This is a genomic window from Streptomyces sp. NBC_01283, from assembly GCF_041435335.1.
GTDB lineage: Bacteria > Actinomycetota > Actinomycetes > Streptomycetales > Streptomycetaceae > Streptomyces.
The window spans coordinates 9,041,139-9,068,133 of sequence record NZ_CP108430.1 but is presented as its reverse complement, the minus strand read 5'-3'; the positions used below and the strand labels follow the sequence as shown (position 1 = coordinate 9,068,133).

Here is a 26,995-nt window from a genome sequence, read left to right as displayed (position 1 = left end):
ATGCCCGGCGCTGCGCCTGTCAGAGACACCCGGTCCGGTGGATGCCGCGCACGCAGAAGCGGCACAGACGCCCAGGACAGTGGCGGCGATGGGTGTCACAGATTTCGATCCCCTGGGTGTGGTGGGGCATGAAGCGCGATGGTGCCGCCGTGAGATATCCGACGCGATCGTCACCGACGGCGGCATCAGGCAGCGGCCCCCTGCCCGCCGACGACCTCAATGGTGGCGTGTACGGAAAACGAGCTCTGTCCCTGATCTGTGCCAGCCAGTCGGGCATGAACGCTGAGCTACTTCGCTCCCTGCTGGGTGGGCCTCGCCGGCTCACGGCGCAGAAGCTCCTCGGTGGAACAGCCCGAGTCATCGTCAACTACCAGGCAGAGGTTGAGCCCTTGCCCGTCCCGCCGGACCTGATACGACAACAGGCAGGTGTCCTCCGCCCCGTCGATGTTCAGCGCGACATGCTGCCGTCGGCGCCCAGGCGAAGACGTTCGCCGCCCGCATTACTCCGCCCTCCCGCAAGCAGCGACCGATCAACGCGGGCCGCCTCTCCGCCGCGTGGGCGCAAGCAACGCCACCCCATGCCAAAACGGCGACCAGAAACAACCATCGCCTCACTGAAGCGTTCCCTCATATCCCCACCCCCGGGCCAGTCAGAACACGCTCACCATAGAGAGCGCTCACAGGCCCTTACACAGCAGCCGGTGGTCTCACCAAATGAGAGCGAGCGCATCCCTTCCTCGGGACCACTGAGCCGTCGAACAAGCACGTCTCTGGACCCTGCATGACAAGAACCCCGGGGCCCGCTCAGGGCAGTCGACCAGAGAAGTCGCAGACAGCCGGACGCTGGCGACGAGCAGTGACCCCGCACAGCACCGCCAAAACACACCGGCACGCAAGCTCATCAGACCAGGCGCGGCCATTGCCTGGTGAGCGGCGCGGGCCCGCTCACGCTGGACACCGGGCACGGTGGCCATCGTGCTGACGACCGGGAGCTGGAGGCCAGTGTCTGTGATGCTGTTGTCGGCGGCCACCGGCCAAGCATCACCGTGTCGCCGCTCGCTCCCCTCCCAGCACTGCGTCGAGAGGGGCCGGCCCGCTGTCCGGTAACCGTTGGCCGGCATAACCCGCCTACGCCGGCCAACGGTTACGGGACAGCTCTTCAGGGGAGCTGCTTCAACCGGTCGACGATCGCCCAGTCCACCACGTGCGACAACTGGATGTACGTCTCGTCGCCGGAGGCTGAAGTCCGCTCGTCACGGAAGCCCAGGAATGCGTAGGATTTCGCGTCGAAGATGAGGTACCTGCCCTTCCCCAACGGACTCTTGGGGAAGGAGATCCCCACCCCCATGCGCCCGGCGGAGTCCTTCACCCCCGCAATCGCCTTGACCCCGGGGACCAGGGCCAGCGCCTCGTACGCGGCCGGACGCAGCCCCTGGGGCAGCACCGGCGACTTCAGGAGCTCACCGAGCATGAAGTAGGCGTCGAACCATTCATGTGCGGTGAAGTCACTGAGCGGCATGCTGGACGTTCCGACACCGACGATGGCCGGGATGAGCTTCTTCGGGTCGGTGGGCAGCTTCTTCAGCTTGCTCCACTCCCGAGGGGGCCACACGCCTTCGCCCTTCTTCAGTGGCTCTTCCCAGATCATCCGGCCGAGCTCCATGGTCAAGGAGCGCTTGGAGCCGTCCACCGAGTCCCAGTTGACATCCTCGTACGTCTTGACCTCGCCGGTCTTGCGCTCCGTCTCCTTGATGATCCGCTTCGAGTAGATGAACTGGTCGTCGCGCGGCGCCACGGTCTTCTCGTCCTCACCCGTCTGCGCTGCTGCACCGTTCAGTACCGTTGCGGCACTGACGTTGCCCATCCGCGGGCTCGCCGCGCCCGGTGCGCGGTCAGCACGGTCGGGGCGATCACCCTCGCCGGCACCGTCCTCGGTCATCAGCACCGCCGTTCCCGTCACCGCCACGGCGACCACTGCGGCGGTCGCGAGGCGCAGCGCGTGGCGGCGGCTGGGGGCACTGTCGGGGCGGCGCTGCACGTGCGCCATCGTGTTGAGCAGCCGGTGGCGGGCCTTCGCCCGCGCCGCTTCGCTCAGCGGGGCCGTGTCCGCGTCCCAGTCCCGCAGGAGTTCGAGTTCGTCAGTCATGGCCGGGTACCTCTCGCAGTAGTGTCGGATCGGATCCGCCCAACGCTTCGCGGAGCTTGCCGCGAGCCCGGTGCAGCCGTGATCTGACGGTGCCGATGGGGACATCGAGGGCCTGGGCAGCCTCCTCATAGCCGAGACCGCCCCACGCCACCAGCAGCAACACATCCCGGTGCCGCGCGGGCAGCGCGGCCAGCGCCCCCGCCAACTCCTGGCGCAGGGCCTGTGCCCCCACCCGGGCCGCGGCCCGGTCGGCCAGCGGCTCCTCATGGTCGGCAGGAGCCGGGATACGGGCCATGGCTCCGAAGCGCCGGGCCTCGGCCCGCCGGTGCCGGCCGACCAGGTTGGTGGCTATGCCGAACAGCCAGGGCCGGGCACCCTCGCCCGTGGCCCGCGACGGGTCATACCGATGCCTTTGCTGAAAGGCGGTGGTGAAGGTCTCCGCCATGAGGTCATCGGCCGGCTCGCCGCCGAGCCTGCGGGCCAGATAGCGGTGTACCGCATCCGCGTACCGATCGAAGAGCACGGCGAACACCTCGGGCTCATCCCGGGACCGCGCAATCACCGAGGCATCACTCTCCACCTCCGCGCGGACACCTGGCTCGACGGTCATCGGGCTCCTCTCATCCACCACAACACGCTCCGAATGCTTGGGCTTACACCTCTCCTTCGCCGCTCGCCCCCATCGAGTTCCCTCCAGAGCCCTGACGCCTCAAGGCCGCCCCGAAAACAGTGCGGCGATCGATACATCAGCCTGGTCGGCGCCGCTAGATGCGGGTACCGCCCGCGCCATCCACCTGTCGTCGGTCACTTACCGCGGTACAGGGCCGGCTTCGGCGGCGGTGGGTGTAGCGGATCGTTCCTGCTGGCCGTTGATGCACTCGGCAGGGTGAATACCGTGGCATGGCGGCACACGCCCCCGCATTTCGGCCCCAAGCTGTGATCAGCAACAGCCGGTGATCAAACACAAGGGGATGGTGCCCGTGAAGCGACAGCTCGGCACCGTGTGCACAGTCATCATCCTCGTGGCATGCACACTCGGCATGGCCCCGGCCCGCATCCAGGATCCCGACGGCTGCGGCAAGACGGACAGGGGACGGCTGTGCATGTCCAGCCCGGCAGGCGGACACCGCCCAGGCGTGTACAAGGCCCATTATGCGCGCTACCGGGGTGGGGAGATCACCGTCAAGCTCGGCTATCAGATCCGTATGAAGCGCACCGGGATCATCGCGGAATCCAAGTGGCTGGGCACCAAGAAGACCCGCAACGGATACGCGGCCTTCAGCAAGCGGCTCCCGATGGGCAACGACGCGTGTATCCGCGCCAAGATGAAGCACGGCAGCAAGTACTACATCTCCAAGTACCTCGACTGCTGACGCATCCGAACGGTCAGGGGAGCTCAGAGTGTGGCGCATCGTCTTCTACGTGAACGCGTGGACGGTGTCCCTGTTCGTTGCCGTCGTCGCTGCGGTGGCTGTCGGGCTGGGGGCGTGGCGCCGCACGTCGCCTCGCCGTCAACGCCGGGCGGCTCGGGTGCTGTGGGGGGTTTGCCTGGTAGCGGCACTGGCGGCCACCGTGATCCCGGACCGGCCGATCGGCTCCGGTGTCCCCTACATGGCGATGATCCCCGGTGAAGGATTGTGGGGGAGCGCCGCCGACTACATGTACCCCAGCGAACGGCACATGATCCTCGTGCTGCAGGTCGCCAACGCAGCCATGTTCGTGCCGCTCGGCCTGTTCGCCCATGCGGCGGCTCGCCGCCCGTCGCCCCTCGGGATCGTGCTGGGCTGCCTCGCATTGAGCGTCGTGATCGAGGCGGTCCAGCTGGCGATGAACGCCGGCCGGGTCGTCGATGTCGACGACGTCATCTTCAATACCGTCGGGGGGCTGGTCGGCTGCCTGCTGGCCCGGGTGGCCTGGGCGGCCACAGGGCGAGGCGCCGACAGCGACGTGGGGCGGCATGCCGGGCAGGCGCATCCTCTCCGTGCATGGCTACTGGACCAGTTCAGAGGCTGATGGGCCAGGCTCTACGACAGCCGCAGGAACAGCTCGCGCCAGCCATCGGTCATCGGTGATCTTCCGCAGGTACAGGGCGGGCTCTAACCCGAGCTGCATGCACAGGAGTTCTAAGGCGTGTTTGAGATGTGGTCACAGTGCTTGCCGTATCAGGGCGAGCTGGACGATGGCTTCGTAGCGGACGGCGAGTTTGCCGTAGCGCGTTGCGGTGCTTCTGGCCTGTTTCAGGAGGCCGATCCGGTTCTCGACCGTGTGCCTGGCCTTGTATTTCTCGCGATCGAAGCGGGGCGGGCGCCCGCCCCGCTTCCGCGGCGGCGCCGGTGTCCGACCTGGTCTCGTTTCTCCGGGATGGTGTGCGGAATCTGCCGCCGACGCAGGTACTCGCGGATCTCACGGGAGGAATAGGCCCGGTCGGCCAGTACGTGAACGGGCCTGGTCCTGGGGCGGCCGCCGCCACGGCGGGGCATGCAGACGCACCCACTGTGCGTCAGTCAGATCTCCACGAGCCATCCGCAGATCGTGACACATGTAGACATACGTGAGGTCAGTACCTCAAACACACCTTAATGTGGCTGCTGCAGGGCTCGTTGACCTCCGCCTGCTGGTCCTGGCCACTCAGCACCGATGTGCGGACAGGAGTCATCGACGGGCCATCGTACGAGACATACGGAGGGCCTGAGCCCGTTCCGGGAGCCAAGAAGGGCTGAGCCGTCACACTGCAAGTACGCGCCGGGGGCCCGGCATGAGGCCCCGCCGCGCTACCCCCAGTCGCGACGGGCCTCTTCACTAAACGCCTGGATACCTCAGCGGTTATCCAAGTAGCTACCCACAGAGTGAGATGTGGCGCCAGGCTCCGGCGCCCACAACAAGCCGTAAACACCGAAAGCCATGGCAGCGACGCTGGATACAGCGATAGCAATTCGCAGCTTAGACATAGGGGTTCCTCCTTCTACCTTCTACCAGCTCAGGTCAGCTGCAACCAGGCCAGTTCTTGACGTGCTGGGCCTTCCAGGCCGTGAGCTTGTTGTCCACCCTGGAGTCCACTGCCGAGGACTTGCCGTGTCCCATGACGAACATGGAGTCCTTCCCCCGGCACTTCGAGTCAAGGATACGGTAGGTGTCGATAACCCAGTCGGAGCGGTTATTCACCCACGAAGACGTTTTGTTGTCGAAACCCCAGTTCGCTGCATAGCCAACGCTGGTGTCCTTGAACTGCCATCGCTTTCCCTTGAAATTCTTGTACTGGTAGAAGCAGAACCAGTCCGAGTTGGGGGTCCAGCCCGAGGGGCAGCCCTGTACTGCGGATCGCAGACCGATGTTGTCGTTCGGGTTGGTATCCAGGTCATAGCTCTGCGCCTGGGCGGTACGAGTTCCCGTTCCGAGGTTGTCTGGGGCCTCGCCAGTCACCGGGTTGGGGAACACGACAACGGCGCCGTCATCGTAGGCAACGGCGTAGTCCGAGACTTGCGTTCCGCCGTACTCGGCTATCTGCTCATCGATCGACTTCTGTAGGCGCTCGCTGGCCGCGTCGGCTTGGGCCGAGGAAGTGGTCAGGGCACTGAGGGCGAGTACGGCAACTGCCGTGGCACTGGCGGCCAGCGAGCGATTCACTTGAGGAACTCCGAGCGGTTGATCTTGAATGAACAGGCACGGACGCTACCAGCGGTGAACTTATAGAACTTTCATGAGTATCTAGTAACCAAGAGCCCCTAAAGGGGCAGATACCCGCAGATCCGTCGCCAACTTCTCCTCGTCGGCGTGCCGTTGCCGCAGCTGCGACCTTCGCGCGGCGCGAGCGATGACAGAGATGTCCGTTATTGGATCTTTATGGGTGCGGCAGCTAAGGCGTCCACACCTCGAACCCGAACCACAGAGCTGGCGCGCACCTCGGCGCGCCCACGATGTGGTGGGGCCTTCACTGTTTCCGCACTCGTCGGCATCCCGCACCGCTGCGCTCCGCCTCACACACCCCGGGGAAAACCATAGTCCGCACCATCGTCGCCCTGCTCGCCACCTGCCTGCTGCTCGCCGTGAGCGCGGTCGGCTGCGCGAAGTCCTACGAGGAGAAAGTCAAGGAATGTGCAGGCGGGGAGCTCCGGCCGGAGGCGTGCGAGCCACTCTTGATGTGTGGTCCAACGTGGCTCTCGACGGCACGGTCGTCATCGACCCTTCCGGCCAGGGTCCCGTCGTCAGTGAACTGATGCGGCAGGGACTTCCGGTCGTTTCCGTAGGCCGTCCGGCCGGTACACCCCAGGTCACCGCCTGGGTCGACAACGACCACGAGGCCGCCGTACTCGGCGTCCTCGACCACCTGGCCGACGCCGGCGCCCGCCGCATCGGCATGCTCACCGGGACGACCACGGACACGTACACCGGCCTGTCCACGACCACATGCCTGCGCTGGTGCGAGCGTGTGGGCCCGGATCCGGTCTACAAGTCCTATCCCGCACACGATCCGTGCGCAGGCGCAGGCGCAGGCGCCGTCGCCGCCGACCGGCTCCTGGCTCGCCCCGACCGGCCCGACGCCGTCTACGGGCTCTTCGACCCGAACGGCACCGATGTCCTCGCCGCCGCCCGCCGGTACGGCCTGCGCGTCCCGGACGACCTGCTGCTCGTGTGCTGCAGCGAGTCCACCGCGTACGCCACCACCGAACCGCCCATCACCACACCCTCCCTCAAACCGAAGCGCATCGGCACGACCGCGATCCAGCTCCTCATCGATGCCATCGAGGGGATCGAGTCACACCAACCGGTCGAACACGTGATACCGACCGAACTCATGGTGCGCCATTCGTCGCGACGTTGAACTTGCCCCACCTTCCAACGGTCGAGCTCCGCGTCCTCGGGTCCGCTTGGCCTGCAGGCACCTCGGCTTGACGGCGAGCGGGGAAAGCGGGCGCCGAGGACCAAGCCGACGGGCCGGGGCTCACTCAGCACCCTGCCGAGCAGGGGGTCACTGGACTCCCGGCCCTCGCCGCGGCGGACCGAGTCCTCCTCGTTGATTCGTTGGCCCAGGCATCTTTCGAGGACCGCACGCTGCCGCGGGCCCGAGTCACCGGCCGAGGAGCGTCTCTGCCCGTTTCACCGCTTCGCTCTGGTAGCTCGCCAACTCGGCCAAGGCTGCTTGGTCCTTCTTGGGAAGAGTGGCGATGAGTCCGCGTCGCACCCGCACAGCTGCTCCGGGGACATCAGCCTCGATGGCGCATTCTCCGTCTGCTACGGCGACCTGTTTCTCGCGCTTCCGGAATTCTTCCTTCGACGCACCCTTTCGGTCTTTGTTCTCCAGGAAGCGCCGGTTGAGTGAATCTCGCGCCTCCTCTGGAGTCCGGTATGCGTGTCCGCGTGCCGCCATGCACGAACGCCAGGCAGACATCGCGGCTGTGTACTCCCGGGCTTTGGGTACCTTGGCGTCGAGGCGGCCGTTGAGGGCTTCGGGTGTGTAGTACATGCGGGCCCACACCGTGACGTCGCCGGTCAGAGCGCGGCGGGCCTCGGCGTCGCAGCCCTGCCGCCGTACTCGTACGGTCCCGGCGCCCGTCGAGACGTCGTCGCCAGAATCCGCCGGGCCGGAGAAGGCCAGGTCGAAGGAGCGCTTCCGGTCCGGTGGCAGGGCGGTGTAGTACGGGGCCGGCGGCGGTCCCGACTGCCGGGGAGTGGTGGCGATGGCGTAGCCGTGCCTCCTGCGGCCGGGGAGGTCCACGACTGCGGCGGTGTCGTCGAGCGATGTGGGGAGCGGGGCCCGTTTTGCGGGGTAGGTGAAGCCCTTGTCTTTCATACACCGGTGGACGAGCTTGTTGACCGCCGTATCCAGTGTCTGCTGGGCTCGCGGCCAACTCCCCGACCGGGTAACCATGTCGAGCGCCTCGGGACTCAACCGCCCGCTGAACGCGGGCGGCTTCGGCAGCGGTGTTGCCGCGGTGTCCGGCTGCGCCGAGGCGCAGCCGGACACCGCGGCAAGGGCGGCCATGGTGAGCCACAGCACCCTTGGGGGGCGCCTCATCACTTCGGCTTGCACCAGTGGTTGGAGCTGATCGTGTCGTTGAACGCCGGGTCGTTGTATCCGACGGGCGGCGCCGCCCCGAAGTCAGGAACCTGGTCGTTCCTGCCGAGGCTGTGATAGCGGCCGTTGTAACCGGCGTCCGTCCAGTAGTAGACCGTGCAGTCCCTGCCGCGGTTGGCGATGGAACTGATGCAGTCGTTCCAGGTGCCGCCAGGGCACTGACTCTGCGTGAAGCTCCTGAAGTTGGGGTTGTCGCCCGCGACGCGGCCCCGGGCCCCGCCGTAGTTGCTGTTCACCCAGAAGCACGTATCTCCGGCCGCACAGGTGATGAGCGGCTCCGCGCTTTCGTCGGAGTTCGCTGTGGCGGGCGCTGCGGTGAGACCGCCGAGCACCAGCAGCGTGGATCCTGCGGCTGCGGCCAGCGTCTTTCGCATGGCTGTCCTCTTTTCTTTTGTGGAAGCTTGGAGTTGTGCACGCTTTCTGCCCGCAAGGAACGAAGGGTGACTGCGGCCACTCCCTGGATTGCTGGTAGGGATATGCAGCTGGACGCCATGACCCTTCGAGGGCGGGGTTCTCGTGTGGCAGGCTCCGCCTTCGCGCAACCGGCCAGCGCGGCCAGGAACAGCAAGAACAAGATCGCGCGTGCCCCTGGCCGACCGTCGCCCGGAGGCCTGAGCGGCGAGCACGGTGCCTGAGCCCGGCACCATGGCGCCGATACGGGCAGCCAGCCTCTTCGGCATGTGTCCTCCTTGAAGTCGGCAAGCGGCGCCCGGTGGATCGGCTCTTTCGTGCCCGCAATCTGGCTGGGCAGCCCCTTTTGGCATGCCGGGGCCACCGAGAACATCGGTCGTGTTCGTGCGCTCCATGCTCGCCACTTCGCATCGGAGGCCGCGATGGTTTCGGCGGTAGCCGAACTGTCCTAGGCGGAAAGGACGTTGAATGTCGCGCGGCCCGTTTGACCAATGAGGGGAGGACGTTTGCTGCGGCTGCACTTCACTGCCGAAGACCTGCTACGAGTGACGTTCGCGGCCGATCCCGCGCCGCTGATGGAACTGGGCTTCGCCGTGGCATTGCTCCAGCGAGGTGCGGTTGCGCAGTTCGCGCGCTGGCAGCGGAAAACACGGGAGGCCTTTCCCCGGGAGGCGACCGCCCTGTTCGGTCTGGTGCCTCCCACGGCGCGGGGCCCGATGTTCCTCGACCCGCTCAGCGAAGGGCTCGAGGACGGGCTCTACCGGATCCGAGCGACACCCCCCGCCCGTGTGCGGGCCGAACTCGACCGGGTGTACCCCGCGCACCGGCCGGTCACCCCGTGGATCAAGGATCTCGCCGCTCAGGAGCGGGATGCCTGGCAGATCCTCGAACACGCTCTACGTACGGCCCACTCAGCGCTGATCAACGAGTCCTGGAGCCGTATCGAGGCGGGCTTTCAGGCTGAACGCGCCTGGCGTACACGGCTTCTGGCCAGAGACGGCATCCGTACGACGCTGGCCGGACTCGCGGGCGGCGGCAGATGGGAAGGAACGACGCTCGTCTTCCCCCGACCCGATGACACCGCCGTCGCCCTATCGGGTCATGGCGTGGTGCTGCTGCCGTCCGTTCTGTGGTCCAGGCCGATGGTGGCTCTCCACGACGACGCGCCCAGCATCCTGATCTACCCGGGCGTCACCGCGCTTCCGTTGCTGGAAGAGGGCCCTGCCGATCCCCTGCGTGTCCTGCTGGGCCGCACTCGGGCAGCAATCCTGGACCTTCTCCCGCGCGAACACAGTACGTCGGACATCGCCAAGGAGCTGGGCATCAGCAAGTCCTCCGCCTCCGAGCACACCAAGATCCTCCGGGACGCCCGCCTCATCGTCACTCAGCGCGACGGCAAGGCCGTCTGGCATTCCTGCACACCGCTCGGCCTGGAACTGCTGCGGGGAGCAGGCAGCGCCGGGTAAGAGGGTGGCCGCTCCCAGTGGCAGCCCCGAGAAGCCCCAGGCTCGGAACAGGTACGTGCATGAGTCCAACGGCCCGCGTCCGTAGAGGCGTGGGAACAGGGATGAGCGGTCAGTGTTCGATGACCTCGAAGATGTCGGTGTACGTCTCGCGCTGCCACGGGGGCAGATCGTCGTAGGCCAAGACGTCGGCAGGCTCGGGCGCGCCGAAGTACTTGTACAACTGCGCGGTCCACGCGATGTCGACGAACCGGCTCTTCTCCTCCTTCGTCAGCCACAGAGTGGCGCCGTCCGAGACGGAAATGAACTGGACGATCTGCTCGTACACGGCACCGGCAGCCGCACGCTCCCACTCCGGAGTCTCCGCCCACGGCGCCACGAACGACGGCTCCGGCTCCCCCGGATGGTGCATTTTCACGGCACCGATCCACGCCTCACGGAACACACGGGCACCATCCACGGCGCGCTCCCCCATCGTCAGCTTCCGGTCAGGACGCCGATCTCAGCTAGCAGGCCGATCACTCGCCCATCGCCAACGATGGGCGAGGTCCTCCCATGCGGTGTGCCATCCGCGTCACCGGAGTCTTATCGGCCCAGTGTGTGCCCGTAGTACAGCGCCCCCCGCAGGCCGAACAACCGTGCCGTCAGCGCCTTGGAGCCCGCGCCGGCACCGTTCGGCAGGGTCCACACACCGCCCGTGCTCCGGTTCTGGTCGTACTCCGCGCTGTCCTCGTTGTAGACGCCGACCGTGACATCGCCGTCCCCGTCACCGTCATAGTCCCCCAGGGCCAGCGCCGAGCCGAACTCGTCGTTGACCTCCGCCGCGCCCGGGATGCCGGTCGAGTCCTGGTGCCAGGCCGCCGACCTGGCGGTGCCCGAGGCGTCGAGCAGACCGTCCGGGCCCGAGGTCAGGACGGTCGCCGAACCGGCACGATCCGCCGTGCCGACGGCCTCGGCGGGCGTGCCCGCCACCAGGTCGTCCCGGCCGTCCCCCGTCAGATCGCCCGCGGCCAGTTTGATGCCGAAGTTGTCCGCGTCCTCCGCCGTGCCCGCGACGCCCGCGGTGTCCTGGCTGAACGTGTGGGTGCGGGTGCCGAAGCCCTCGGCACCCCCGCCTCCGTAGAACACCCGCACCTTGCCGCCCTTGGCCAGCGCGTCGGGGCCGCAGGCTCCGGTGGGCCGGTCGGCCTCGGCGGTGATCAGGCAGTGCCCGAGCGCCAGGTCGTCCACGCCGTTGCCGTCGAAGTCGCCCGCGGCGATGCCGTAGCCGGTGGCCGGGGACTTCCAGTACTCCTGCAGGGCCGAGCCGTTCCAACGCCACAGGGTGGTGCGCGAGTAGTCGTTGGAGTACGAGGAAATCGCCAGGTCCGTCTTGCCGTTCCCGTCGAAGTCCCCGGCCGCCAACCGGCCCGCGGTACCGCCGAAGCCGGTGTGCAGCAGGCTCGTCAGCGGCTTGTCCTCGGTGAGCGGGCCCGGCCGCAGGGTGACCTCGCCGAACTCTCCGTGGGGCAGGCCCACCGCCACGTCCACGGCGCCGTCCTGGGTGAAGTCGCCCACGGCGAGCGAGGCCCCGGCGCCGCTGCCCGCCGGGCCCTGCGCGATCGTCCTGCCGCGCTCGAAGCGGCCGCTGGACGAACCGTACAGAACGACCACAGCGCCGTGGCCCCTCGCCGCCGGGTCGCTGCCGACATCCTCGCCGCTCACCCCGACGACGACGTCGGTGAAGCCGTCGCCGTCCACATCTGCCGTCGCGACGGAACCGCCGAACCCGTCGTTGTCCTCACTGGTGCCCGGCACGCCCGGGCTGTCCTGGCTGACCGAGGCAGTAGAGGTGCCAGCCCCGCTCGATCCGCCGTACAGCACGTGCAGGAAGCCCGCGGCCTTCTTGCCGTCGACGTCCCCGCGGGACACGCCGACCACGGCGTCCGCGTACCCGTCACCGTTGAAGTCGGGCCCCTGGACGGCCGCCGACGGCGCCGCGCCCGCCGGAGTGGTGAGCCCTGCCGACACCAGGACGGTGGCGGCGCCGAACAGGGCGGCCGAGAGTCTCTTACTGCGCACAGGTACTCCACATCACGAAGCGGGACGATGAGTTCAGGCACTGGAGGGCAGGGTCGGCGGACCCTTAACTGCCCATCACTTCGCCGTACTTGATGGCCCCGTGGGGAAGCGCGAAGCCGAACGGCGTCAGCGACTTGCTCAGCGGATACGTCTCCTCGGTGCTGCTCGGCGCGAACCAGACGCCACCCGACCTGGGCTCACCGTCGTTCTCCCCGGGTGCGCTCACCGCGGTGTCCCACAGTCCGTCGCGGTTGTAGTCGCCGACGGCCACCTGGGCGCCGAAGCGGTCGCCGGACTCGGCCGTGCCGGGCATGTTCTGGGTGCTCTGGCTGCGGGCCAGACCGCCGTGGAGGCCGTGCTCCGTGCCGTTCATGGTGACGTATCCGCCCGCGTCCTTCACGGTGCCGACGTCCTCGCTGGGCACGCCCACCACCAGCTCGGGGTGGCTGTCGCCGTTCAGGTCGCCCGCGCTCAGCGCGGCGCCGAAGTCGTCGTCCCCCTCGGCGGTGCCGCCGACCTCCGGGCTGGACTGGGTGATGCACTCGTTCTCGGTGCCGAACGGCGCGGTCTTCGAGCCGCCCAGCACGAGCACCGCGCCGCCGTATCGGTCCTCGCAGTGCGTGCCGTCCGACTCGGGGTTGGGCTGTACGAGGCCGACCGCGAGGTCGTCCGTGCCGTCCTGGTCGAAGTCGGCGGCGGCGAGCGCGCTGCCGCGGTCGGCGTCGGCGTACCACTGGGCGGGCTCGGCCCGGTCGTCCCAGCGCGTGATGAAGGTGCCGGAGTCCTCCATGGCCTTCCAGGTGGTGGCCAGGTCGTCCCGGCCGTCGCCGTCGAAGTCGCCCGTGGCCAGGTCGCGGGTGCCGCCGCCCATGCCGTAGTGGTGCAGGGTGGTGGTGGCCACCGGGTCGGCGGTGAGCGGGCCCGGGCGGAACCGGAGTGAGCCGCTCTCCTCGCCGCTCTCACCGTACGCGAGGTCGGTATCGCCGTCGCCGTCGTAGTCGCCCGTGGCGATGGTGCGGCCGATGCTGCTGAACTCGCCCGTGCCTCTGGCCACGGTGGTGCCCTTGATGTTCCACTCCGAGTTGTCCAGGACGGTGATGGTGCCCTCGTCCCTGGACTGCTCGGAGGTGAGCGATTCGCCGCTCGCGCCGACCGCCAGCTCGAAGACGCCGTCGCCGTTCACGTCGACGGGTGCCACGGAGGAGCCGAAGCGGTCACCCGCCTCGGGCGTGCCGGGTATGCCGGCCTCGGCTTGGCTGATGACGCCGGTGGACTGGCTCGGGCTCTGCGGCCCGCCATAGATGACGCTGACGTAGCCGGCCTTGGCCTTGCCGTCCACCGTGGCGTTGGGCATGCCGACCGCGATGTCCGCGTATCCGTCACCGTTGAAGTCGAACCGCGCAGTCGTGACGGCCGCGGCACTCCCGGCGAGCGGCAGGGTCAGACCGGCGGCGGTCAGTGCCGCCACGGTGGCGGTGGCGGCCAGGGTACGTACACGCACAGGGGAACTCCGGTGATCGCAGGGGGAAATGAGTGGGAGGTGATGAGGAAGTGAGGGGGAAGGGCTTGCGGAGGTGTGACCCACGAGGCGCACGAAAGGTTGTGCGAGAGTGGCCGCGCGGTGAACACGGCCTACTTCAGGGCGAGTGCGACTTTTCGAGATAGATGGCACTTGGCCGAGCTAGTTGTCACCAGGGAGATGCGCTCGTCCGCCACAGCTCGAGGCAGTTCTCGGACGGAGGGTGGCGGCGCCCAGGAGGAGAGCGGGCAGCACGAACGCAACGGCAGCCGCGATGTCAGCGAGAAGGGTGGTGGTCGTGCTTTTGACGGCATGGCGAGGCGATCCAACGGAGGGCTGCGGGCATCGCGTCGAGGGGGACGAAGAGCCCGCAGAGGAGGAACTGGGGGCGAGGTCCGGCCCGCCTATAGGTGTCAGATTTTCAGCCAGCGACCGGATCAACGTCGATGACAGAACGCTTATGCGCTCCTACGCTCCGTTGCCTGTGCCTGTGTATCGCAGGCGCGTGACAGGGGAGGATCACCATGTCGGACAGCGCACCGCCGGTCGCCGAGGGGCCCAGCACGACGCGGGAGGAGCGGGTCGCACGCCTGCAGGAGCTGTTGTCGGGGGCCCGCACGGACTCGCGCTGGGCGCGACGGCTGCGGGCGAACCGGAGCAGCAACATCCTGATCGAGACGGCGCTGCATGCCGCGGCCCGGCTCAGTGAGGGGTTGGTGCTCTCGGACCTGGAGCAGCAGTTGGTCGATCAGATGACCCAGGTGGTGACGCTGGAGGAGGTCGCGGAGTACGGCAAGCTCTACAAAGACGCCTCCGGTGGCGGGGAGTTCTTCCCTGCGGGGGTGTCGCGGCTGCCGCTTGAACGTTCCTACGCGCTGGCGGACTACGTAGCCGATCAGGAGGTCCTGGTCCGTGACGTGCTGGCCCAGCCCAATGTGAGCATCATTGATCTGGGGGCCCTGCCAGAGGGCGGGCAGCTGGACAGTGAGGAATTCATCGCCGCGATGGGGGAGTACGGCTCCGCCCTCACGCTGGTGACCGGACCACCCCTGGGCGCACAGGCCCGCACACCGGGCGTCTTCATGATGAAGGCGCACAAGTTCGTGAGTGTGAATGACTCCGACGAGGTGGACTCCGACGAGATCTACTGGGCCTCAGGGGCGGGCAGTGACGAGGCGGCCCGACGCGAGTACCGGTCTGATGTCTTCGGGAGTCTCAACAAGGGCCACATCCGCAACTTCGCTGACTCGGCTGTTCTCTTCCAAGGGCGCGTGGACAAGTTCCTCCACCTGGACGTCGAGTGCTGGGAGGAAGACAGCGGCGGCATCTTCGAGGAGATCAGCAAGCACCTGTACAAGATCTCCGATGCGGCGCTGGAAGCCGCCGAGAAGGGGCAAGCCTCCGGCAACCCGGACGACAACGCCCAGGCTGCCGCCGGCGCCCTCGCCCTGTTCGGGTTCGCCACCAAGTTCGTCGGCTGGCTCTTCTCCCTCTTCGAGAACAAGGACGACTTCGTCGCCAACCGCTCCTACGGATTCACCCGCGCCGGGTTGGTCGCGCTCAGCAAGACCCCCGCGGGGCCGGACGGGCCCGCCGGACTGGCCGCCTACGACTTCAACGGCGGTAACGAGGGCCACTTCCGGCTGTGGCTCCGTACCGTCCAAGAGCCCCTCGACATCGCCCTGGTCACCCACCGCGGGTCCTGGAGCGTCCCCGTGCTGCCCTGGCCCGGATCACAGACCCCCGACGCGCCCGCCCTGGCCCTGCACGGCGGCACCCTTTACTGCGCGGTCCGCGGCAACGGCGACCAGGTCTTCGTCAGCCAGCGGGAAACCAACGGCCAGTGGGGCAACTTCATCCAGGTTCCCGGAGCCGTCACCCGGCATGCTCCGGCCCTGGCCTCGCACTTGGGCACCCTCTATGTGGCGTACACCGGAACGGATGGCCAGGGCAATGTGGCCCATTCTGTTCAGGGCAGCGACTGGTCCGCCCCGCGGACCCTGGGCGGCGGCAAGTGCACCTCCGGCCCGGCTCTGGCCGCCAATAACGGCCTGCTGTGGTACGCGGCCACCGGCACCGACGGGCAACTGCTCATGGTCAGTTACCTCAGCATCCTGGGCTGGTTCCCTCTCGCCAACCTCAACCACCCCCACAGATCCCCCAGCGCCCCGGCCCTGGTCTCGTTCAGGGGCAGCGTGCACCTGGCCTACCGTGGCACGGACAACGGAATCCGCCTCACCACCCGCGACACCGCAGGCTGGTCCAATCCGGTAAGCCTGTCGGGGACCACCACTGGGTCGCCGGCCCTGGCCGCACGCGGCACCACCCTGTACTGCGCCGTCCGCGGCACGGACGACCGGATTTACCTCGGCAACCGCACCGGCTCCACCTGGAATGGTTTCGAGCTCGTGCCCACCGCCGGGACAACCGGATCCGGCCCCGGCCTTGCCGCCCCCGGCACCATCGACCTCTGCCTCGTCTACCGCTCCGGCGATCTCTAACCGCTGGCGAACCACAGCGCCTCCCGCACGCCTCAGGCCTTGCGGGAGGCGTGCATCTGTGAAGGGGAAGCCCCCGGCTGGGTGCGGCGGCTGAACCCATCCGTCATGCGGTCACCTTTCAGCTTTCTGATCTTCAACTGCCGTGAAGCCGGGCCGCCGGTGTGGGCGGCGCGGGCGGCACGGCCTCGTCGGCATCCTGGTGGCAGACACCTCGGAAACTCGGCCCTGGTGCCAACTGCGGTGGCCATCTGGTGCCAAGTAGCCCGAAAGCGTCAGCTCGTGAGCCCTGGCCAGCCTGTGAACCAGATGGGTGTGGCTCTTCTGGAGGGACGACCGCCTAGGTTCGGGCATGATCCCCATATCGGCGGCGATGCCATGTCACCGCGGGGGACGCAAGGGCGAGGACCAGCGCGATACTCGCTGTGATCATGGACGGCCTCGTCTGTCCTTGGGCGAGCACGTACGTCCCACCAGCAATGCCGCCCAGGGCTACGCCGAGTGCGGGCGGCCAATGGCGAGTGGTCAGTCCCGTGATCGCCACCAGGTACGTAGGCACCGCGGCGAGAAACACCACCCAAAACATCCACTCGATGCCGTTGCGCGCAACGCAGTCGCCCCTGAGGCCAGGCTCGCAACGAGCTATGAACCCGGCGATCCCCCAGCTCATGGTCAGCAGGACAAGGGCACTGAGCGGAATCCACCAGAGGCTCGTTTCCTCGAGCGATCGAGTTCCCGACGAGCGCCTCGCGCGCCTCTTGTGCTCTCCGCCACGTCTCATACCGGTGTGACCATAGGGGCGTGGCACCGTTCCAGGGAAGGCCCGGGGCTGCACGGGCCGGCCGGCCTCCTGTCCAGGTGAGTCCGGCGCTCTCGGAGTTTGGTGGTTGGTCAGGCTGTGAGCTTGAAGTTGGCCTGGTCGGTGGCGGGATGGAGCCGGTGTTGTTCGGCGCGGACGTGGAAGTCCCCGTACTGACCCTCCCGGCTCCGCCGTCCGGGCCGTCGCCGGGGGCGCTCCCGGAAAGAGATCAGCAGCGATCCAGTTCAGGAAGGCTCACTGCGGGAGAGCTACACCCGAACCAGATGCCGTGTAGCTCGAAAAGTCGCAGCGAGTCCGCCCCCGAGGTCTGCTCGCGAGAAGCGCCAGCGCGCCGCAGGCGCATAAGCACAGGCAGAGGCAGGTCGGCGACCCAGCCGGTGTCCTTTCCACTCAGCTCCGAAACGGGCTTTGCCACACTGACTATGCCGGTTTCGGTGAGTTTCGATGTCGCTCCGGACTCGGTGCGCGCCTCAGCGGCGTGATCGTACTGTCGCGATCTTCGAGGTCCTGAGATGCTCGCGGAATGTGGCGTGAACGGATCCTGGAAGTGATGGCAGATGCGGAGCTCGCTGAGCCGGCGACCAGTGAGGCATTGGCCGACGTCGAGCGTGCGCTGGGGCAGCCGCTTCCCGAGGATCTCGCCCTCTTGCTCCGTGAGTGCAATGGGGTGCGCGGGCACTACGCCACCGACGTGGTGTGGAGCGCTGAGCGGATCGCCAAAGAGAACGCGGCCTTCCGCGCCTCTGCAGATTTCACCGGGCTCTATATGCCCTTTGAGCCGCTGATGTTCTTCGGTGACAACAGCGGTGGTGATCAGTTCGCCTTCGTCAGAGTCCCGCTGCGTGATGATGTGTTCGTCTGGGATCACGAGACGGACGGGCGTTCCATGGCGGCGAACGACATGGAGGACTACCTGCGTCGCGCTTTGGAAGACTCCGGGGACTGGTGGCGGGACTGAGTACCAGTTTTCGGGGGTTTCGTCCCTGCGATCCTGGGTGTGGGCGAGGCGGTGGGACGTGCTGCCTGTCGCGAACCGGAGGCGAGACGACGCCGACGCCTGTGCCGTTGCTGTCGCCGTCCGTGGTCCGGGCGAGCGAAGCCCGCCGCCGGTCCCGCAGCTTGTCTGATCCGGTGCGCTGGCACCAGCGGCACCACCCCATGAATGGGGGCACGAAGCCCGTGCCCCCGTTCCTTTCCTGGATGGCCAGTTCAGGACACTTCGCAGACCTGAACGATCTGAACCCGCACCGCGGCGAACCTTCCCAGTGGAGACTGCACCGCCATGTCCCGGATATCCGGAACTGGGCGTCTCGCCCCCGGTGTCGCGAGGGGTTCGATACGCGGCGTGACAAGAGTCGCAGCGATGTGTGCAATCAGTGAGGGACCTATGGGCGTGCAGGCCTGTGAACTCGGGCTCTACTGTTCAGTAACCCTCACAAGAAGCAGATTTCGCGCCCCCTGGCTGGAGATCCACTGCGTGCTAGCGTCCCGGGTCGCCGGGGGGCCGACACAGCTAGTGAGAGGAATCCCGTGGGTCACATGCACCACATGGCAGGAGGCTGGGCCACTCCGGTCCTGTCGTACGTCATGGCCGTCGTCGGTGCCGCGCTGGGACTGCGCTGCACCGTGCGTGCTCTGGCAGCCGGGGGGCGGTCCAAGCGGAACTGGCTGATCAGTGCCTCCGTCGCCATCGGCGCCGGCATCTGGACCATGCACTTCATCGCGATGCTCGGCTACACCGTCGAGGGCACCGCGATCCGCTACGACATCCCACTGACCCTGCTCAGCCTGGTCGTCGCCATCGCCGTCGTCGGCGCGGGCGTCTTCACCGCCGGCTACGGCAGCTCCCGGGTGCGCTCCATCGCACTGGGCGGCGTCGGCACCGGGCTCGGTGTCGCCGCGATGCACTACATCGGCATGGCCGCCGTCCAGCTCAACGGCTCGATCTCGTACGACCCCGCGCTCGTCGCGCTCTCCGTCGTCATCGCGATCGCCGCCGCATCCGCCGCCCTGTGGGCCGCGCTGTCCGTGCGCGGGCCCGCCGTCGCAGCCATCGCCTCGCTCGTCATGGGGCTCGCGGTGAGCAGCATGCACTACACGGGCATGGCCGCCGTCACGCTGGACGTGCACGCCAGCACCGCACCCCTGCAGGGCGCGAGTGCGACCGCTTTCATCCTGCCGCTCGCCGTGGTGCTCGGCTCCTTCCTCTTCCTTACCTGCGCGTTCGTCGCGCTGTCCCCCACGGCGCGTGAGCGCGCCGAGAGCGAGGCCGCGGCCCGCCCGTTGCACGAGGTCGAGCTCCCGGTCGCCTGACCGCCGCCGAGGGGCCACCCGACGCCTTCAGGCCGACCCGGCCCGTTCCCTCCCGCTGCCCACTTGCGGCACGCCCTCCCCCACGTGCGCCGAAGCGCTGCGTTTTCCGGGGTTCGACGCAGCCCGCGCGTCCCCACACTCCTGCACCGCCAAGGAGACCCATCGTCATGCCCGTACGCCCTCTGGTGCCCGAACGCTGGCGCCCCAAATCGATCCGCGCGAAGGTCGTCACCCTGCTGACCGTGCCGGTCCTCTCGCTGATGGCGCTGTGGGGACACGCGGCCGTCACCACCGCCTCCCAGGTCTCCTCCACCGAGCAACTGCGCCAGATCAACTCGACCTTGGTGCGGCCCGTCGCGCACTTCACCTCCGCCGTACAGGACGAGCGGGCCGCGGCCCTGAAGTACCAGGCCACGCCGGGCGGCAGCGCCCGCCACGACTTCGACGCCGCGCAGGCCCGTACGGACAAGGCCGTCACGGCGCTGCGTGCGGGTGTCCGTTCCAGCAGCACCGACCTCGCGGCCCTCGACGCCGCGCTGCCCGGCCGAGTCCGCTCCCTGCTCGCCAGCGCCGGGGCGCTCAGTGAGCGGCGCGACAGCGCCCGCGGCGCCTCCGCCGTACTCTCCGACTACGGCACGGCCATCGACCGGGCCTTCGCGGTCCGCTCCAAGCTCGCGGGCGCCGACCAGCCAGACCGCGCCTCCGACACCCGTACCGTGCTCGAACTGGCCCGCTCCCGCGAGGCGTTGAGCCGTCAGGACGCGGAGATCGGCGCCGCACAGGCGAGCGGGACCATGTCCGCGGCCCAGCACCGTACGTTCGTCGGCGACGTCGCCGAGCAGCGCGCCTTCGCCCGCGCAGCGGTGTCCGACCTGCGGGCCGAGGACGCCGCCGCCTATCGCAAGGTGCTCGGCTCCCGCGCCGCCGCCGACCTCGCCACCGCCCAGGACGACGTCCTCGCCGCCGGTCCCTCCGGCGCCGCCACCGCGGTGAGCGCCGAGCAGTGGGACTCCCTCGCCGGTCCCACCCTGTCCGGGCTCGCCACCGCGGAGCGCGGCGCGATCGACACAGGCGCCGACGCGCAGCCGTACTCCCTGTCGAACCTGGGGAGTTCCGGTCTCGCCGTACTCCTCGGCCTGTTCGGTGTGATCCTCTCGCTCCTGCTCTCCGTACGCATCGGACGCGGCCTCGTCGACGACCTGACCGGACTGCGCAACTCCGCACTCGACCTCGCCGCCCAGCGGCTGCCGGCCGCCATCCGCCGCATTCACGGCGGCGACGGGCTCGACCTGGAGAAGGAAGCCCCGCTCTCCCACGACCCGGTCCGGGACGAGATCGGCCAGGTCGGCGCGGCGCTGACCACGGTGCAGCGGGCCGCGCTGCGCGCCGTGGCGGGCCGCGCCGCCGTGCTGACAGGTGTATCCGGCGTGTACGTCAGCCTCGCCCGCCGGAGCCAGGTGCTGTTGCACCGGCAGCTGGAACTCCTCGACACCATGGAGCGCCGTACCGAGAACCCCACGGACCTGGAGGACCTCTTCCGCCTGGACCACCTGACGACGCGGATGCGCCGCCACGCCGAGTCCCTGCTGATCCTCTCCGGCTCCGCGCCCGGCCGTGCCTGGCGCAACCCGGTCCCGCTCATCGACACCGTGCGCGCGGGCATCGCGGAGACCGCGGACATCCAGCGGGTCCAGCTGCACGACATCCCCGACCTGCGGCTGGCCGGCACGGCGGTCGCCGACCTCATCCACCTCATCGCCGAACTCACCGAGAACGCCGCCGCGTACTCGCCGCCCCACACCCCCGTGGTGGTGCGCGGCGAAGAGGTCGGGGCGGGCGCCGTCCTGGAGATCGAGGACCGCGGTCTCGGCATGGGCGACGAGGCACTCGCCGCGGCCAACGAGAAGATCCAGGCCGCGGACATCGACCTGCTCGACTCACGGCAGCTCGGCCTGTTCGTCATCAACCGCCTCGCCGAACGCCTGCACGTCGACGTGACTCTGCGCCGTTCGGTGTACGGCGGCATCACCGCGGTCGTCTTCCTCCCCCAGCAGCTCCTGGAGGCCCCGCACCCCGGCCTGCGGCCCCTGCCGGAACAGGAGCCGCCACGGGCGGTGGAGCCCGGACGCGAACCGGCCCCCGAGCCGACCGTCACGCGCATTCCCGCCCAGCGGCGCCGCGGCCAGGAACCGGCGACCGCACCCGAGGCACAACCGCGCCCGTCGGACGGTGACCCGGCACCCCGCCAACTCCCCGCCCGCGCCCGGCACGCCGCACCCCAGCTGCCCGTGACTGCGCCCGCACCCACCGCGCGGCCCACGCCCGTACCGGACGAAGAAGACGGCCTGCCGCGCCGGGTGCGCCAGGCCAGCCTCGCGCCCGAACTGCGCAACGACGAAGACGCGAGCGCGGGCGGCCCGCACCCTGCCCAGGGTCCGGCCATCCGCTCCCCCGAAGCCGCCCGCGCCACGATGGCGTCGCTGCGCTCCGGCCGGCGCCGCGCCTCCTCCACCCGCGACTCCCCCACCCGGACCTCCCCCACCCGCGACGAGCCAGCCGCCGCACCCGGCGCCCCCGACACCCCGCCCGGCCACCACACAGCGAACGACGAAGGGTCCCAAGACCGATGACGCCGACCTACTCCGTCACCACCCTGGGCAACCAGAGCGACGACCACGGCGCAGGCCGCATCGACTGGCTCCTCGACGACCTCGTGGACCGCGTCGCGGAAGTGCGGTACGCGGTCATGCTGTCCACCGACGGTCTGTGCGTCGGCGCCTCGCGCGGGATGGGCCGCGACGAGTCCGAGCGCTTCGCCGCCATCGCCTCCGGCTTCCACTCCCTCGCCAAGGGGGCGGGCCGGCACTTCGAGGCGGGCGGCGTCGTGCAGACGATGGTCGAGCTGCAGGGCGGCTTCCTTTTCGTGGTCGCCGCCGGTGACGGCTCCTGCATCGCCGTGTTCACCGACGGCCACGCCGACATCGGCCTGGTGGCGTACGAGATGGCCCTGCTGGTGGACCGGGTGCGCGAACACCTCAGTGTGCCCGTGCGGACGGACGCCGCGCAGGCGCCGGACGACGGCGAGGACTCATGACGGACCGGCCACCCAACCGCCACCCCGGCGGCCCGGACGCCCGCTCCGCCGAGGCCTGGACCGACCGCTACGACGAAGAGGCCGGGCCTCTGGTCAGGCTCTACGCCATGACCGCCGGCCGCGCCCGTACGGACAACGGCGCCGAGCGCGTCGACCTGATGGCGATCGTCCGGCCCACCGCGGCCACCCCTCGCGGCCCGCTCCCGCCCGAGCGGCGCGCACTGCTCGCCTTGTGTGCCCATGGGGCGCGCCCTGTCGCGGACCTCGCGTCGGACTCGGGGCTGCCCCTTGGTGTTGTCCGGGTCCTGCTCGGCGACCTCACGGCGCAGGGCCTGATCCACATCAGCCCGCCCGAGTTCACCGCAACAGGTGCCTCAACCGATGCCGGCACCGGGAAACAACGTCCGCCCGCCCACCTCCTGCGAGAAGTGATCAATGGCCTCCGCGCACTCTGACCGCACGCGGCATTCGGCGCCCGCCGACTTCACCGCGCTCAAGCTCCTGATCGCCGGCGGCTTCGGCGTCGGGAAGACCACGCTGGTGGAGTCGGTCAGCGAGATCCGTCCTCTGCGCACCGAAGAACCCCTCACCGAGGCGTCACGCCCGGTGGACAGCCTGCAGGGAGTGGCCACCAAGTCCACGACCACGGTCGCCATGGACTTCGGCCGCATCACCCTGCGCGACGACCTCGCCCTGTACCTGTTCGGTACGCCCGGCCAGGACCGGTTCTGGTTCGTCTGGGACGAGTTGGCCACGGGGTCGCTCGGCGCGGTCGTTCTCGCCGACACCCGCCGGCTCGCGGACTCCTTCCCGGCCGTGGACTACTTCGAGAGCCGCGGCATCCCCTTCATCGTCGCGGTGAACTGCTTCGACGGGATCCGCAGCCACACCCCGCAGGCAGTGGCCCGCGCGCTCGACCTGAACCGGGACACGCCCGTCCTGCTCTGCGACGTGCGTGACCGGGAGTCCGGCAAGGAGGTCCTGATCTCCCTGGTCGAACACGTCCTGAGCCGGGAGCTTGTCGCCCGCTGATTCCTCAGGCGATCAGCACCGCGGTGTCTTCGTCCTCGGACTCGGGCGTCCGCCTCGCGGAAGGGTGCGTATGTCTCAAGGGGTGTGAACGTGGCAGGGCCCGGGAAAACCGGGTGCCTTGTGACGGGCTGACCCCCAGGATGAGGAACATGACTGGTGAGACGGGCGTGGGGAGTCGACAGGACGTGGGAGGGGCGGGGCGACCGCTTGCCTTGGTCACGGGGGCGGGACGGTCTGCGGGGATCGCGGCGTCCGTGGTGCTGGAGCTGGCCCGGGCCGGTTGGGACGTGGCCTTCACGTACTGGACTCCGTATGACGCGCGCATGCAGTGGGGGAAGGAGGCGGGTGCGCCCGAAGAGTTGCGGAAGCAGGTGGCTTCCCTTGGGTCGAGCACGCTTGCGGTCGAGGCGGACCTGAGCGACCCGGCCGTTCCGGCTCAGCTCTTCGACGGTGTCGAGCGTGCGCTGGGGAACGTCACCGCGCTGGTGCTCTGCCACTGCGAGTCGGTCGACTCCGGTCTGCTGGACACCACGGTGGAGAGCTTCGACCTGCACTTCGCGGTCAATGCGCGGGCGACCTGGCTGCTGATCCGGGAGTACGGGCTGCGGTTTCGCGGACAGCATGGCAGCGGGCGCATCGTCAGCCTGACCAGCGATCACACCGCGGGCAATCTCCCGTACGGGGCGAGCAAGGGAGCGATGGACCGGATCACGTTGGCCGCCGCCCATGAGCTCGCCCACCTGGGAGTGACCTGCAATGCGGTCAATCCCGGACCGACCGACACCGGGTGGATGACTGAGGAGCAGAAGGCGGACATGATCCGCTTCACGCCCCTGGGGCGCCTCGGTGTGCCGCAGGACTGCGCGAATCTCGTCTCGTTTCTCTGTTCAGCAGAGGGCGGGTGGATCAACGGCCAGCTTCTCCAGAGCAATGGCGGTCTGGGGTGAGTCCAGTTCGTAGGACATGGGTCATGTCACCCGTCACCAGCCCACCTAGCGCCTCCCCGTGGCCAGATCCGCGGCCGTCCAGGCCAGTGCCGTCGCCCCGTCGAGTACCGCCCGGTCGGCCGCGGGGGTGATGCAGGCGGCGGTGAACCCGGGCTGGTGGTTGACGGTGCCGGGGCAGTCGAGGCCGAGCATGGGGTGGATGCTCGGCACGACGTGGGACACGTTGCCCATGTCGGTCGCGGCGCCGACGGCGCCACCCGGCGGGAGCGGCGGGAAGCTGCGGCCGAGCGCCTCGGCGTTGGCCCGGTACAGCGAGAGCAGTGCTGGATCGGGGCGCAGGTCCGCGTAGTCGGGGCCGCCGGAGCGGATGGTCAGGTCGCATCCCGTGGCGAGTGCGCCCGCCTCGAAGCAGCGGTGGACGCGCGGGGTCAGCCGGTCCAGGGCCTCCCGGGTCGCGGAGCGCACGATCCACCGGCCGCCGGTGCGGTCGGGGATGATGTTCGCCGCGCTGCCGCCGTCGGTGACGATGCCGTGGATGCGGTCGTCGGCGCGCGTCTGCTGGCGCAGCAGTCCGATGCCGACCTGGGCGAGTGTCAGCGCGTCGAGTGCGTTGACCCCCTCCTCGGGCCAGGCCCCGGCATGGGCGGGTCGGCCTTGGTAGGAGATGTCGAACTGGGAGACGGCCAGGCCGGGCATGGCCGCCATCTCGGTGGCCGCGGGGTGGACCATCATCGCGGCGTCCAGGCCGTCGAAGGCGCCGCGCTCCAGCATGAGGACCTTGCCACCGCCGCCTTCCTCGGCGGGCGTACCGAACACGGAGACGGTGAGTCCGAGGTCGTCCGCCACGTCGGCAAGGCCCACGGCGGCGCCGACGGCCGCGGCGGCGATGATGTTGTGCCCGCAGGCGTGGCCGATCTCTGGCAGGGCGTCGTACTCCGCGCAGATCCCCACGTGGACCGGGCCGCTGCCGATCGTCGCGTGCACGGCGGTGGGCAGGTCGTAGCAGCCGTGCCGGACCTCGAAACCCGCGCCGTCCAGTGCCTCGGCGACCCACCGGCTGGCCAGGGTCTCCTCGAAGGCGAGCTCGGGATGGGCGTGGATGCGGTGGGACAGGGACACCAACTCCGCGCTGCGGCTTTGGATCTGGGTCCCCACGTGGTCCTTGGTCGGCGTGAGCGCAGCGGCCATCAGACGGCCTCGGCGATGTGTACGGAAGCGGGACGGGTGGCGGCGTCGTAGGCAGCGTGGGCCCCGGTGGCGCCCATGCCGCTGATGCCCGCCGGTTCGTACAGCCGCTCAGGGCCGCCGCCCTGCCACTGGTTCACCCACACCACGCCCACGGGCAGCCGTTCGGCTGCCGCTATGTGGTCGGCGTTCTCGGTATAGACCGTGGCGGCCAGGCCGAACCGGGACCGGGCGGCGCGGTCGAGGCCCTCTTCGAAGGAGTCGACCACGACGACCGGGGCGAGCGGGCCGAAGGTCTCCTCGCTCAGTACGGCCATCGATTCGTCCACGCCGGTCAGCACGGTGGCCGGATAGAAGAAGCCGGGGCCTTCAGGGACGGTGCCGCCCGTACGGATGGTGGCGCCGCGTGCCACGGCGTCGACGACGTGCCCGTGCACGAGGTCGCGCTGGCGTCGGTCGACCAGCGGGCCCAGCGTGGTCCTCTCGTCGCGGCCGTCGCCGAGCACGTGTCCTGCGGCCTGCGCTACAAGAGCCTCGATGAAGGGTTCCGCGATGGCGCGGTGGACGTAGATGCGCTCCATGGACGTGCAGATCTGGCCGGAGTTGACGAACGCGCCGAAGGCGACCGCCACCGCGGTCCCTACCGGGTCGACGTCGGCGTCGATCACGACCGGGTCCTTGCCGCCGAGTTCGAGGACGCTGCGATGCAGCCGAGCGCCGGCGGCGGCACCGACGGCACGTCCGGCCGCGACGGAGCCGGTGAAGTGCACGAGGTGTACGTCCTCGTGCTCGGCCAGCGGGATCCCGGCACGGGCGTCGCCGAGGACCAGGTTCAGCACGCCCGGTGGTGGATCGAGCAGCTCGCACAGTCGGACCACGGACAGCGGGGCGCGCTCCGACGGCTTGACCACCACCGTGTTGCCCGCGGCCAGCAGGGGGCCGATCGCGCCGAGCACCATCGGCACGGGGAAGTTCCACGGGGTGATCACAGCGGCGGCGCCGAGCGGCCGCCGCACGATCCGGGTGGTGCTCCCGCCGGGACCCGGGACGCTCTGCTCGAACGCGTAGGAGTGGGCCTGGTCGGCGGCGGCGCGCAGTCCAAGGGCCGCGCCCTCGATGAACGTCCGGCCGAGACCGACCGGCTTGCCCATCTCCCGGCACTCCAACTCGGCGAGTTCGAGGGCGTGTTCGGTGATCGTGTCGGCCCAGCGGTGCAGCAGTTCGGTCCGTTCGGACAGTGCCCGCGCGACCCACTTGGGCTGCGCGTCGACGGCGGCGCGCACGGCGTCGTCGACGTCCTTGGCCGATCCACCGGGCCGGTGGGCGACGAGCTCTTCAGTGGCGGGATCGATGAGCGCGTGGAGGGTCTTGTCGGCCGATTCCTGCCACGTTCCCGCTATCAGGTTCTGCAAGGTCCGCATGGAACTGGTGCT

The 26,995-nt window shown here is 69.0% G+C and carries 21 protein-coding genes and 2 pseudogenes; 12 read left to right on the top strand and 11 right to left on the bottom strand.

From position 1 onward, the window contains the following. Window positions 1-1,159: 1,159 nt before the first annotated feature. Window positions 1,160-2,146 (bottom strand): CU044_5270 family protein, encoded by a 987-nt coding sequence (locus OG302_RS40980; RefSeq protein ID WP_371749831.1) that lies wholly within the window; start codon window positions 2,144-2,146, stop codon window positions 1,160-1,162. Continuing rightward, a complete protein-coding gene (locus OG302_RS40975) occupies window positions 2,139-2,756 on the bottom strand; it encodes an RNA polymerase sigma factor (RefSeq protein ID WP_371749830.1) in 618 nt (205 codons plus the stop codon). The genes OG302_RS40980 and OG302_RS40975 overlap by 8 nt, the downstream gene beginning before the upstream one ends. Window positions 2,757-3,126: 370 nt before the next feature. Here OG302_RS40975 and OG302_RS40970 point away from each other — a divergent pair, with 370 nt between their 5' ends. Both OG302_RS40970 and OG302_RS40965 read left to right on the top strand, forming a co-directional pair. Continuing rightward, a complete protein-coding gene (locus OG302_RS40970; protein ID WP_371749829.1) occupies window positions 3,127-3,519 on the top strand; it encodes a hypothetical protein in 393 nt (130 codons plus the stop codon). Window positions 3,520-3,547: 28 nt separating this feature from the next. After that, window positions 3,548-4,159 carry a VanZ family protein gene (locus OG302_RS40965; RefSeq protein WP_371749828.1) on the top strand — a complete coding sequence of 204 codons (612 nt, stop codon included), beginning with the start codon at window positions 3,548-3,550 and terminating at the stop codon, window positions 4,157-4,159. Between the two features lie 132 nt (window positions 4,160-4,291). Here the strand turns inward: OG302_RS40965 and OG302_RS40960 are convergent. Further along, window positions 4,292-4,626, bottom strand: a pseudogene (locus OG302_RS40960) (transposase); the annotation flags it as partial. A gap of 502 nt (window positions 4,627-5,128) precedes the next feature. Then, the gene (locus OG302_RS40955; RefSeq protein WP_371749827.1) at window positions 5,129-5,770 is read right to left on the bottom strand and encodes a peptidase inhibitor family I36 protein; all 642 of its coding nucleotides are present in this window, start codon (window positions 5,768-5,770) and stop codon (window positions 5,129-5,131) included. Window positions 5,771-6,281: 511 nt separating this feature from the next. Between OG302_RS40955 and OG302_RS40950 the strand changes: the two are divergent. Further along, window positions 6,282-6,965, top strand: a pseudogene (locus OG302_RS40950) (substrate-binding domain-containing protein); the annotation flags it as partial. 246 nt (window positions 6,966-7,211) lie between these two features. Here the strand turns inward: OG302_RS40950 and OG302_RS40945 are convergent. Both OG302_RS40945 and OG302_RS40940 read right to left on the bottom strand, forming a co-directional pair. Further along, window positions 7,212-8,159, bottom strand: a complete 948-nt coding sequence (locus tag OG302_RS40945) for a hypothetical protein (RefSeq protein WP_371749826.1) — start codon at window positions 8,157-8,159, stop codon at window positions 7,212-7,214. Further along, window positions 8,159-8,593: a peptidase inhibitor family I36 protein gene (locus tag OG302_RS40940; protein WP_371749825.1), complete on the bottom strand. Its 435-nt coding sequence runs from the start codon at window positions 8,591-8,593 to the stop codon at window positions 8,159-8,161. The genes OG302_RS40945 and OG302_RS40940 overlap by 1 nt, the downstream gene beginning before the upstream one ends. A gap of 528 nt (window positions 8,594-9,121) precedes the next feature. On the opposite strand from OG302_RS40940, the gene OG302_RS40935 reads away from it, so the two are divergent. Then, window positions 9,122-10,096 carry an ArsR/SmtB family transcription factor gene (locus OG302_RS40935; RefSeq protein ID WP_371749824.1) on the top strand — a complete coding sequence of 325 codons (975 nt, stop codon included), beginning with the start codon at window positions 9,122-9,124 and terminating at the stop codon, window positions 10,094-10,096. Between the two features lie 109 nt (window positions 10,097-10,205). Here the strand turns inward: OG302_RS40935 and OG302_RS40930 are convergent, their stop codons facing one another. The 3 genes from OG302_RS40930 to OG302_RS40920 form a co-directional block, all read right to left on the bottom strand. Continuing rightward, window positions 10,206-10,505, bottom strand: a complete 300-nt coding sequence (locus OG302_RS40930) for a hypothetical protein (RefSeq protein ID WP_371750383.1) — start codon at window positions 10,503-10,505, stop codon at window positions 10,206-10,208. A 173-nt stretch (window positions 10,506-10,678) separates the two neighbouring features. Then, entirely contained in the window at window positions 10,679-12,154 is a 1,476-nt protein-coding gene (locus tag OG302_RS40925; RefSeq protein ID WP_371749823.1) for an FG-GAP and VCBS repeat-containing protein, read from the bottom strand. A 64-nt stretch (window positions 12,155-12,218) separates the two neighbouring features. Then, window positions 12,219-13,655 (bottom strand): FG-GAP repeat protein, encoded by a 1,437-nt coding sequence (locus tag OG302_RS40920; protein ID WP_371749822.1) that lies wholly within the window; start codon window positions 13,653-13,655, stop codon window positions 12,219-12,221. A 542-nt stretch (window positions 13,656-14,197) separates the two neighbouring features. Here OG302_RS40920 and OG302_RS40915 point away from each other — a divergent pair. The 8 genes from OG302_RS40915 (at window position 14,198) to OG302_RS40880 (ending at window position 24,377) form a co-directional block, all read left to right on the top strand. Beyond that, a complete protein-coding gene (locus OG302_RS40915; protein WP_371749821.1) occupies window positions 14,198-16,174 on the top strand; it encodes a hypothetical protein in 1,977 nt (658 codons plus the stop codon). 1,340 nt (window positions 16,175-17,514) lie between these two features. Further along, complete coding sequence (locus OG302_RS40910; RefSeq protein ID WP_371749820.1) at window positions 17,515-17,949, top strand: SMI1/KNR4 family protein; 435 nt, start codon at window positions 17,515-17,517, stop codon at window positions 17,947-17,949. A gap of 572 nt (window positions 17,950-18,521) precedes the next feature. Continuing rightward, on the top strand, window positions 18,522-19,304 hold the full coding sequence (locus OG302_RS40905; protein WP_371749819.1) for an MHYT domain-containing protein: 783 nt from the start codon (window positions 18,522-18,524) through the stop codon (window positions 19,302-19,304). Window positions 19,305-19,471: 167 nt separating this feature from the next. Beyond that, window positions 19,472-21,934, top strand: a complete 2,463-nt coding sequence (locus OG302_RS40900; RefSeq protein WP_371749818.1) for a nitrate- and nitrite sensing domain-containing protein — start codon at window positions 19,472-19,474, stop codon at window positions 21,932-21,934. Next, window positions 21,931-22,398, top strand: coding sequence for a roadblock/LC7 domain-containing protein (locus tag OG302_RS40895; RefSeq protein ID WP_371749817.1), 468 nt, complete (start codon window positions 21,931-21,933; stop codon window positions 22,396-22,398). Before OG302_RS40900 ends, OG302_RS40895 begins: the two co-directional genes overlap by 4 nt. Then, window positions 22,395-22,853: a DUF742 domain-containing protein gene (locus OG302_RS40890; RefSeq protein ID WP_371749816.1), complete on the top strand. Its 459-nt coding sequence runs from the start codon at window positions 22,395-22,397 to the stop codon at window positions 22,851-22,853. Before OG302_RS40895 ends, OG302_RS40890 begins: the two co-directional genes overlap by 4 nt. Then, window positions 22,834-23,430, top strand: a complete 597-nt coding sequence (locus OG302_RS40885) for an ATP/GTP-binding protein (protein WP_371749815.1) — start codon at window positions 22,834-22,836, stop codon at window positions 23,428-23,430. The genes OG302_RS40890 and OG302_RS40885 overlap by 20 nt, the downstream gene beginning before the upstream one ends. Before the next feature lie 149 nt (window positions 23,431-23,579). Beyond that, entirely contained in the window at window positions 23,580-24,377 is a 798-nt protein-coding gene (locus OG302_RS40880; RefSeq protein ID WP_371749814.1) for an SDR family oxidoreductase, read from the top strand. A 45-nt stretch (window positions 24,378-24,422) separates the two neighbouring features. Here the strand turns inward: OG302_RS40880 and OG302_RS40875 are convergent, their stop codons facing one another. Both OG302_RS40875 and OG302_RS40870 read right to left on the bottom strand, forming a co-directional pair. Then, window positions 24,423-25,565, bottom strand: coding sequence for a M20 family metallopeptidase (locus tag OG302_RS40875; protein WP_371749813.1), 1,143 nt, complete (start codon window positions 25,563-25,565; stop codon window positions 24,423-24,425). Beyond that, the gene (locus OG302_RS40870) at window positions 25,565-26,983 is read right to left on the bottom strand and encodes an aldehyde dehydrogenase (RefSeq protein ID WP_371749812.1); all 1,419 of its coding nucleotides are present in this window, start codon (window positions 26,981-26,983) and stop codon (window positions 25,565-25,567) included. Before OG302_RS40870 ends, OG302_RS40875 begins: the two co-directional genes overlap by 1 nt. Between the last annotated feature and the right edge of the window lie 12 nt (window positions 26,984-26,995).

What these genes read in the sequence shown, in the direction of transcription:
- OG302_RS40980 (WP_371749831.1), bottom strand. Translation starts at nt 2,146, where the DNA reads ATGACTGACGAACTCGAACTCCTGCGGGACTGGGACGCGGACACGGCC.
- OG302_RS40975 (WP_371749830.1), bottom strand. Translation starts at nt 2,756, where the DNA reads ATGACCGTCGAGCCAGGTGTCCGCGCGGAGGTGGAGAGTGATGCCTCG.
- OG302_RS40945 (WP_371749826.1), bottom strand. Translation starts at nt 8,159, where the DNA reads ATGAGGCGCCCCCCAAGGGTGCTGTGGCTCACCATGGCCGCCCTTGCC.
- OG302_RS40940 (WP_371749825.1), bottom strand. Translation starts at nt 8,593, where the DNA reads ATGCGAAAGACGCTGGCCGCAGCCGCAGGATCCACGCTGCTGGTGCTC.
- OG302_RS40935 (WP_371749824.1), top strand. Translation starts at nt 9,122, where the DNA reads ATGAGGGGAGGACGTTTGCTGCGGCTGCACTTCACTGCCGAAGACCTG.
- OG302_RS40930 (WP_371750383.1), bottom strand. Translation starts at nt 10,505, where the DNA reads ATGCACCATCCGGGGGAGCCGGAGCCGTCGTTCGTGGCGCCGTGGGCG.
- OG302_RS40915 (WP_371749821.1), top strand. Translation starts at nt 14,198, where the DNA reads ATGTCGGACAGCGCACCGCCGGTCGCCGAGGGGCCCAGCACGACGCGG.
- OG302_RS40910 (WP_371749820.1), top strand. Translation starts at nt 17,515, where the DNA reads ATGTGGCGTGAACGGATCCTGGAAGTGATGGCAGATGCGGAGCTCGCT.
- OG302_RS40900 (WP_371749818.1), top strand. Translation starts at nt 19,472, where the DNA reads ATGCCCGTACGCCCTCTGGTGCCCGAACGCTGGCGCCCCAAATCGATC.
- OG302_RS40895 (WP_371749817.1), top strand. Translation starts at nt 21,931, where the DNA reads ATGACGCCGACCTACTCCGTCACCACCCTGGGCAACCAGAGCGACGAC.
- OG302_RS40890 (WP_371749816.1), top strand. Translation starts at nt 22,395, where the DNA reads ATGACGGACCGGCCACCCAACCGCCACCCCGGCGGCCCGGACGCCCGC.
- OG302_RS40885 (WP_371749815.1), top strand. Translation starts at nt 22,834, where the DNA reads ATGGCCTCCGCGCACTCTGACCGCACGCGGCATTCGGCGCCCGCCGAC.
- OG302_RS40880 (WP_371749814.1), top strand. Translation starts at nt 23,580, where the DNA reads ATGACTGGTGAGACGGGCGTGGGGAGTCGACAGGACGTGGGAGGGGCG.
- OG302_RS40875 (WP_371749813.1), bottom strand. Translation starts at nt 25,565, where the DNA reads ATGGCCGCTGCGCTCACGCCGACCAAGGACCACGTGGGGACCCAGATC.
- OG302_RS40870 (WP_371749812.1), bottom strand. Translation starts at nt 26,983, where the DNA reads ATGCGGACCTTGCAGAACCTGATAGCGGGAACGTGGCAGGAATCGGCC.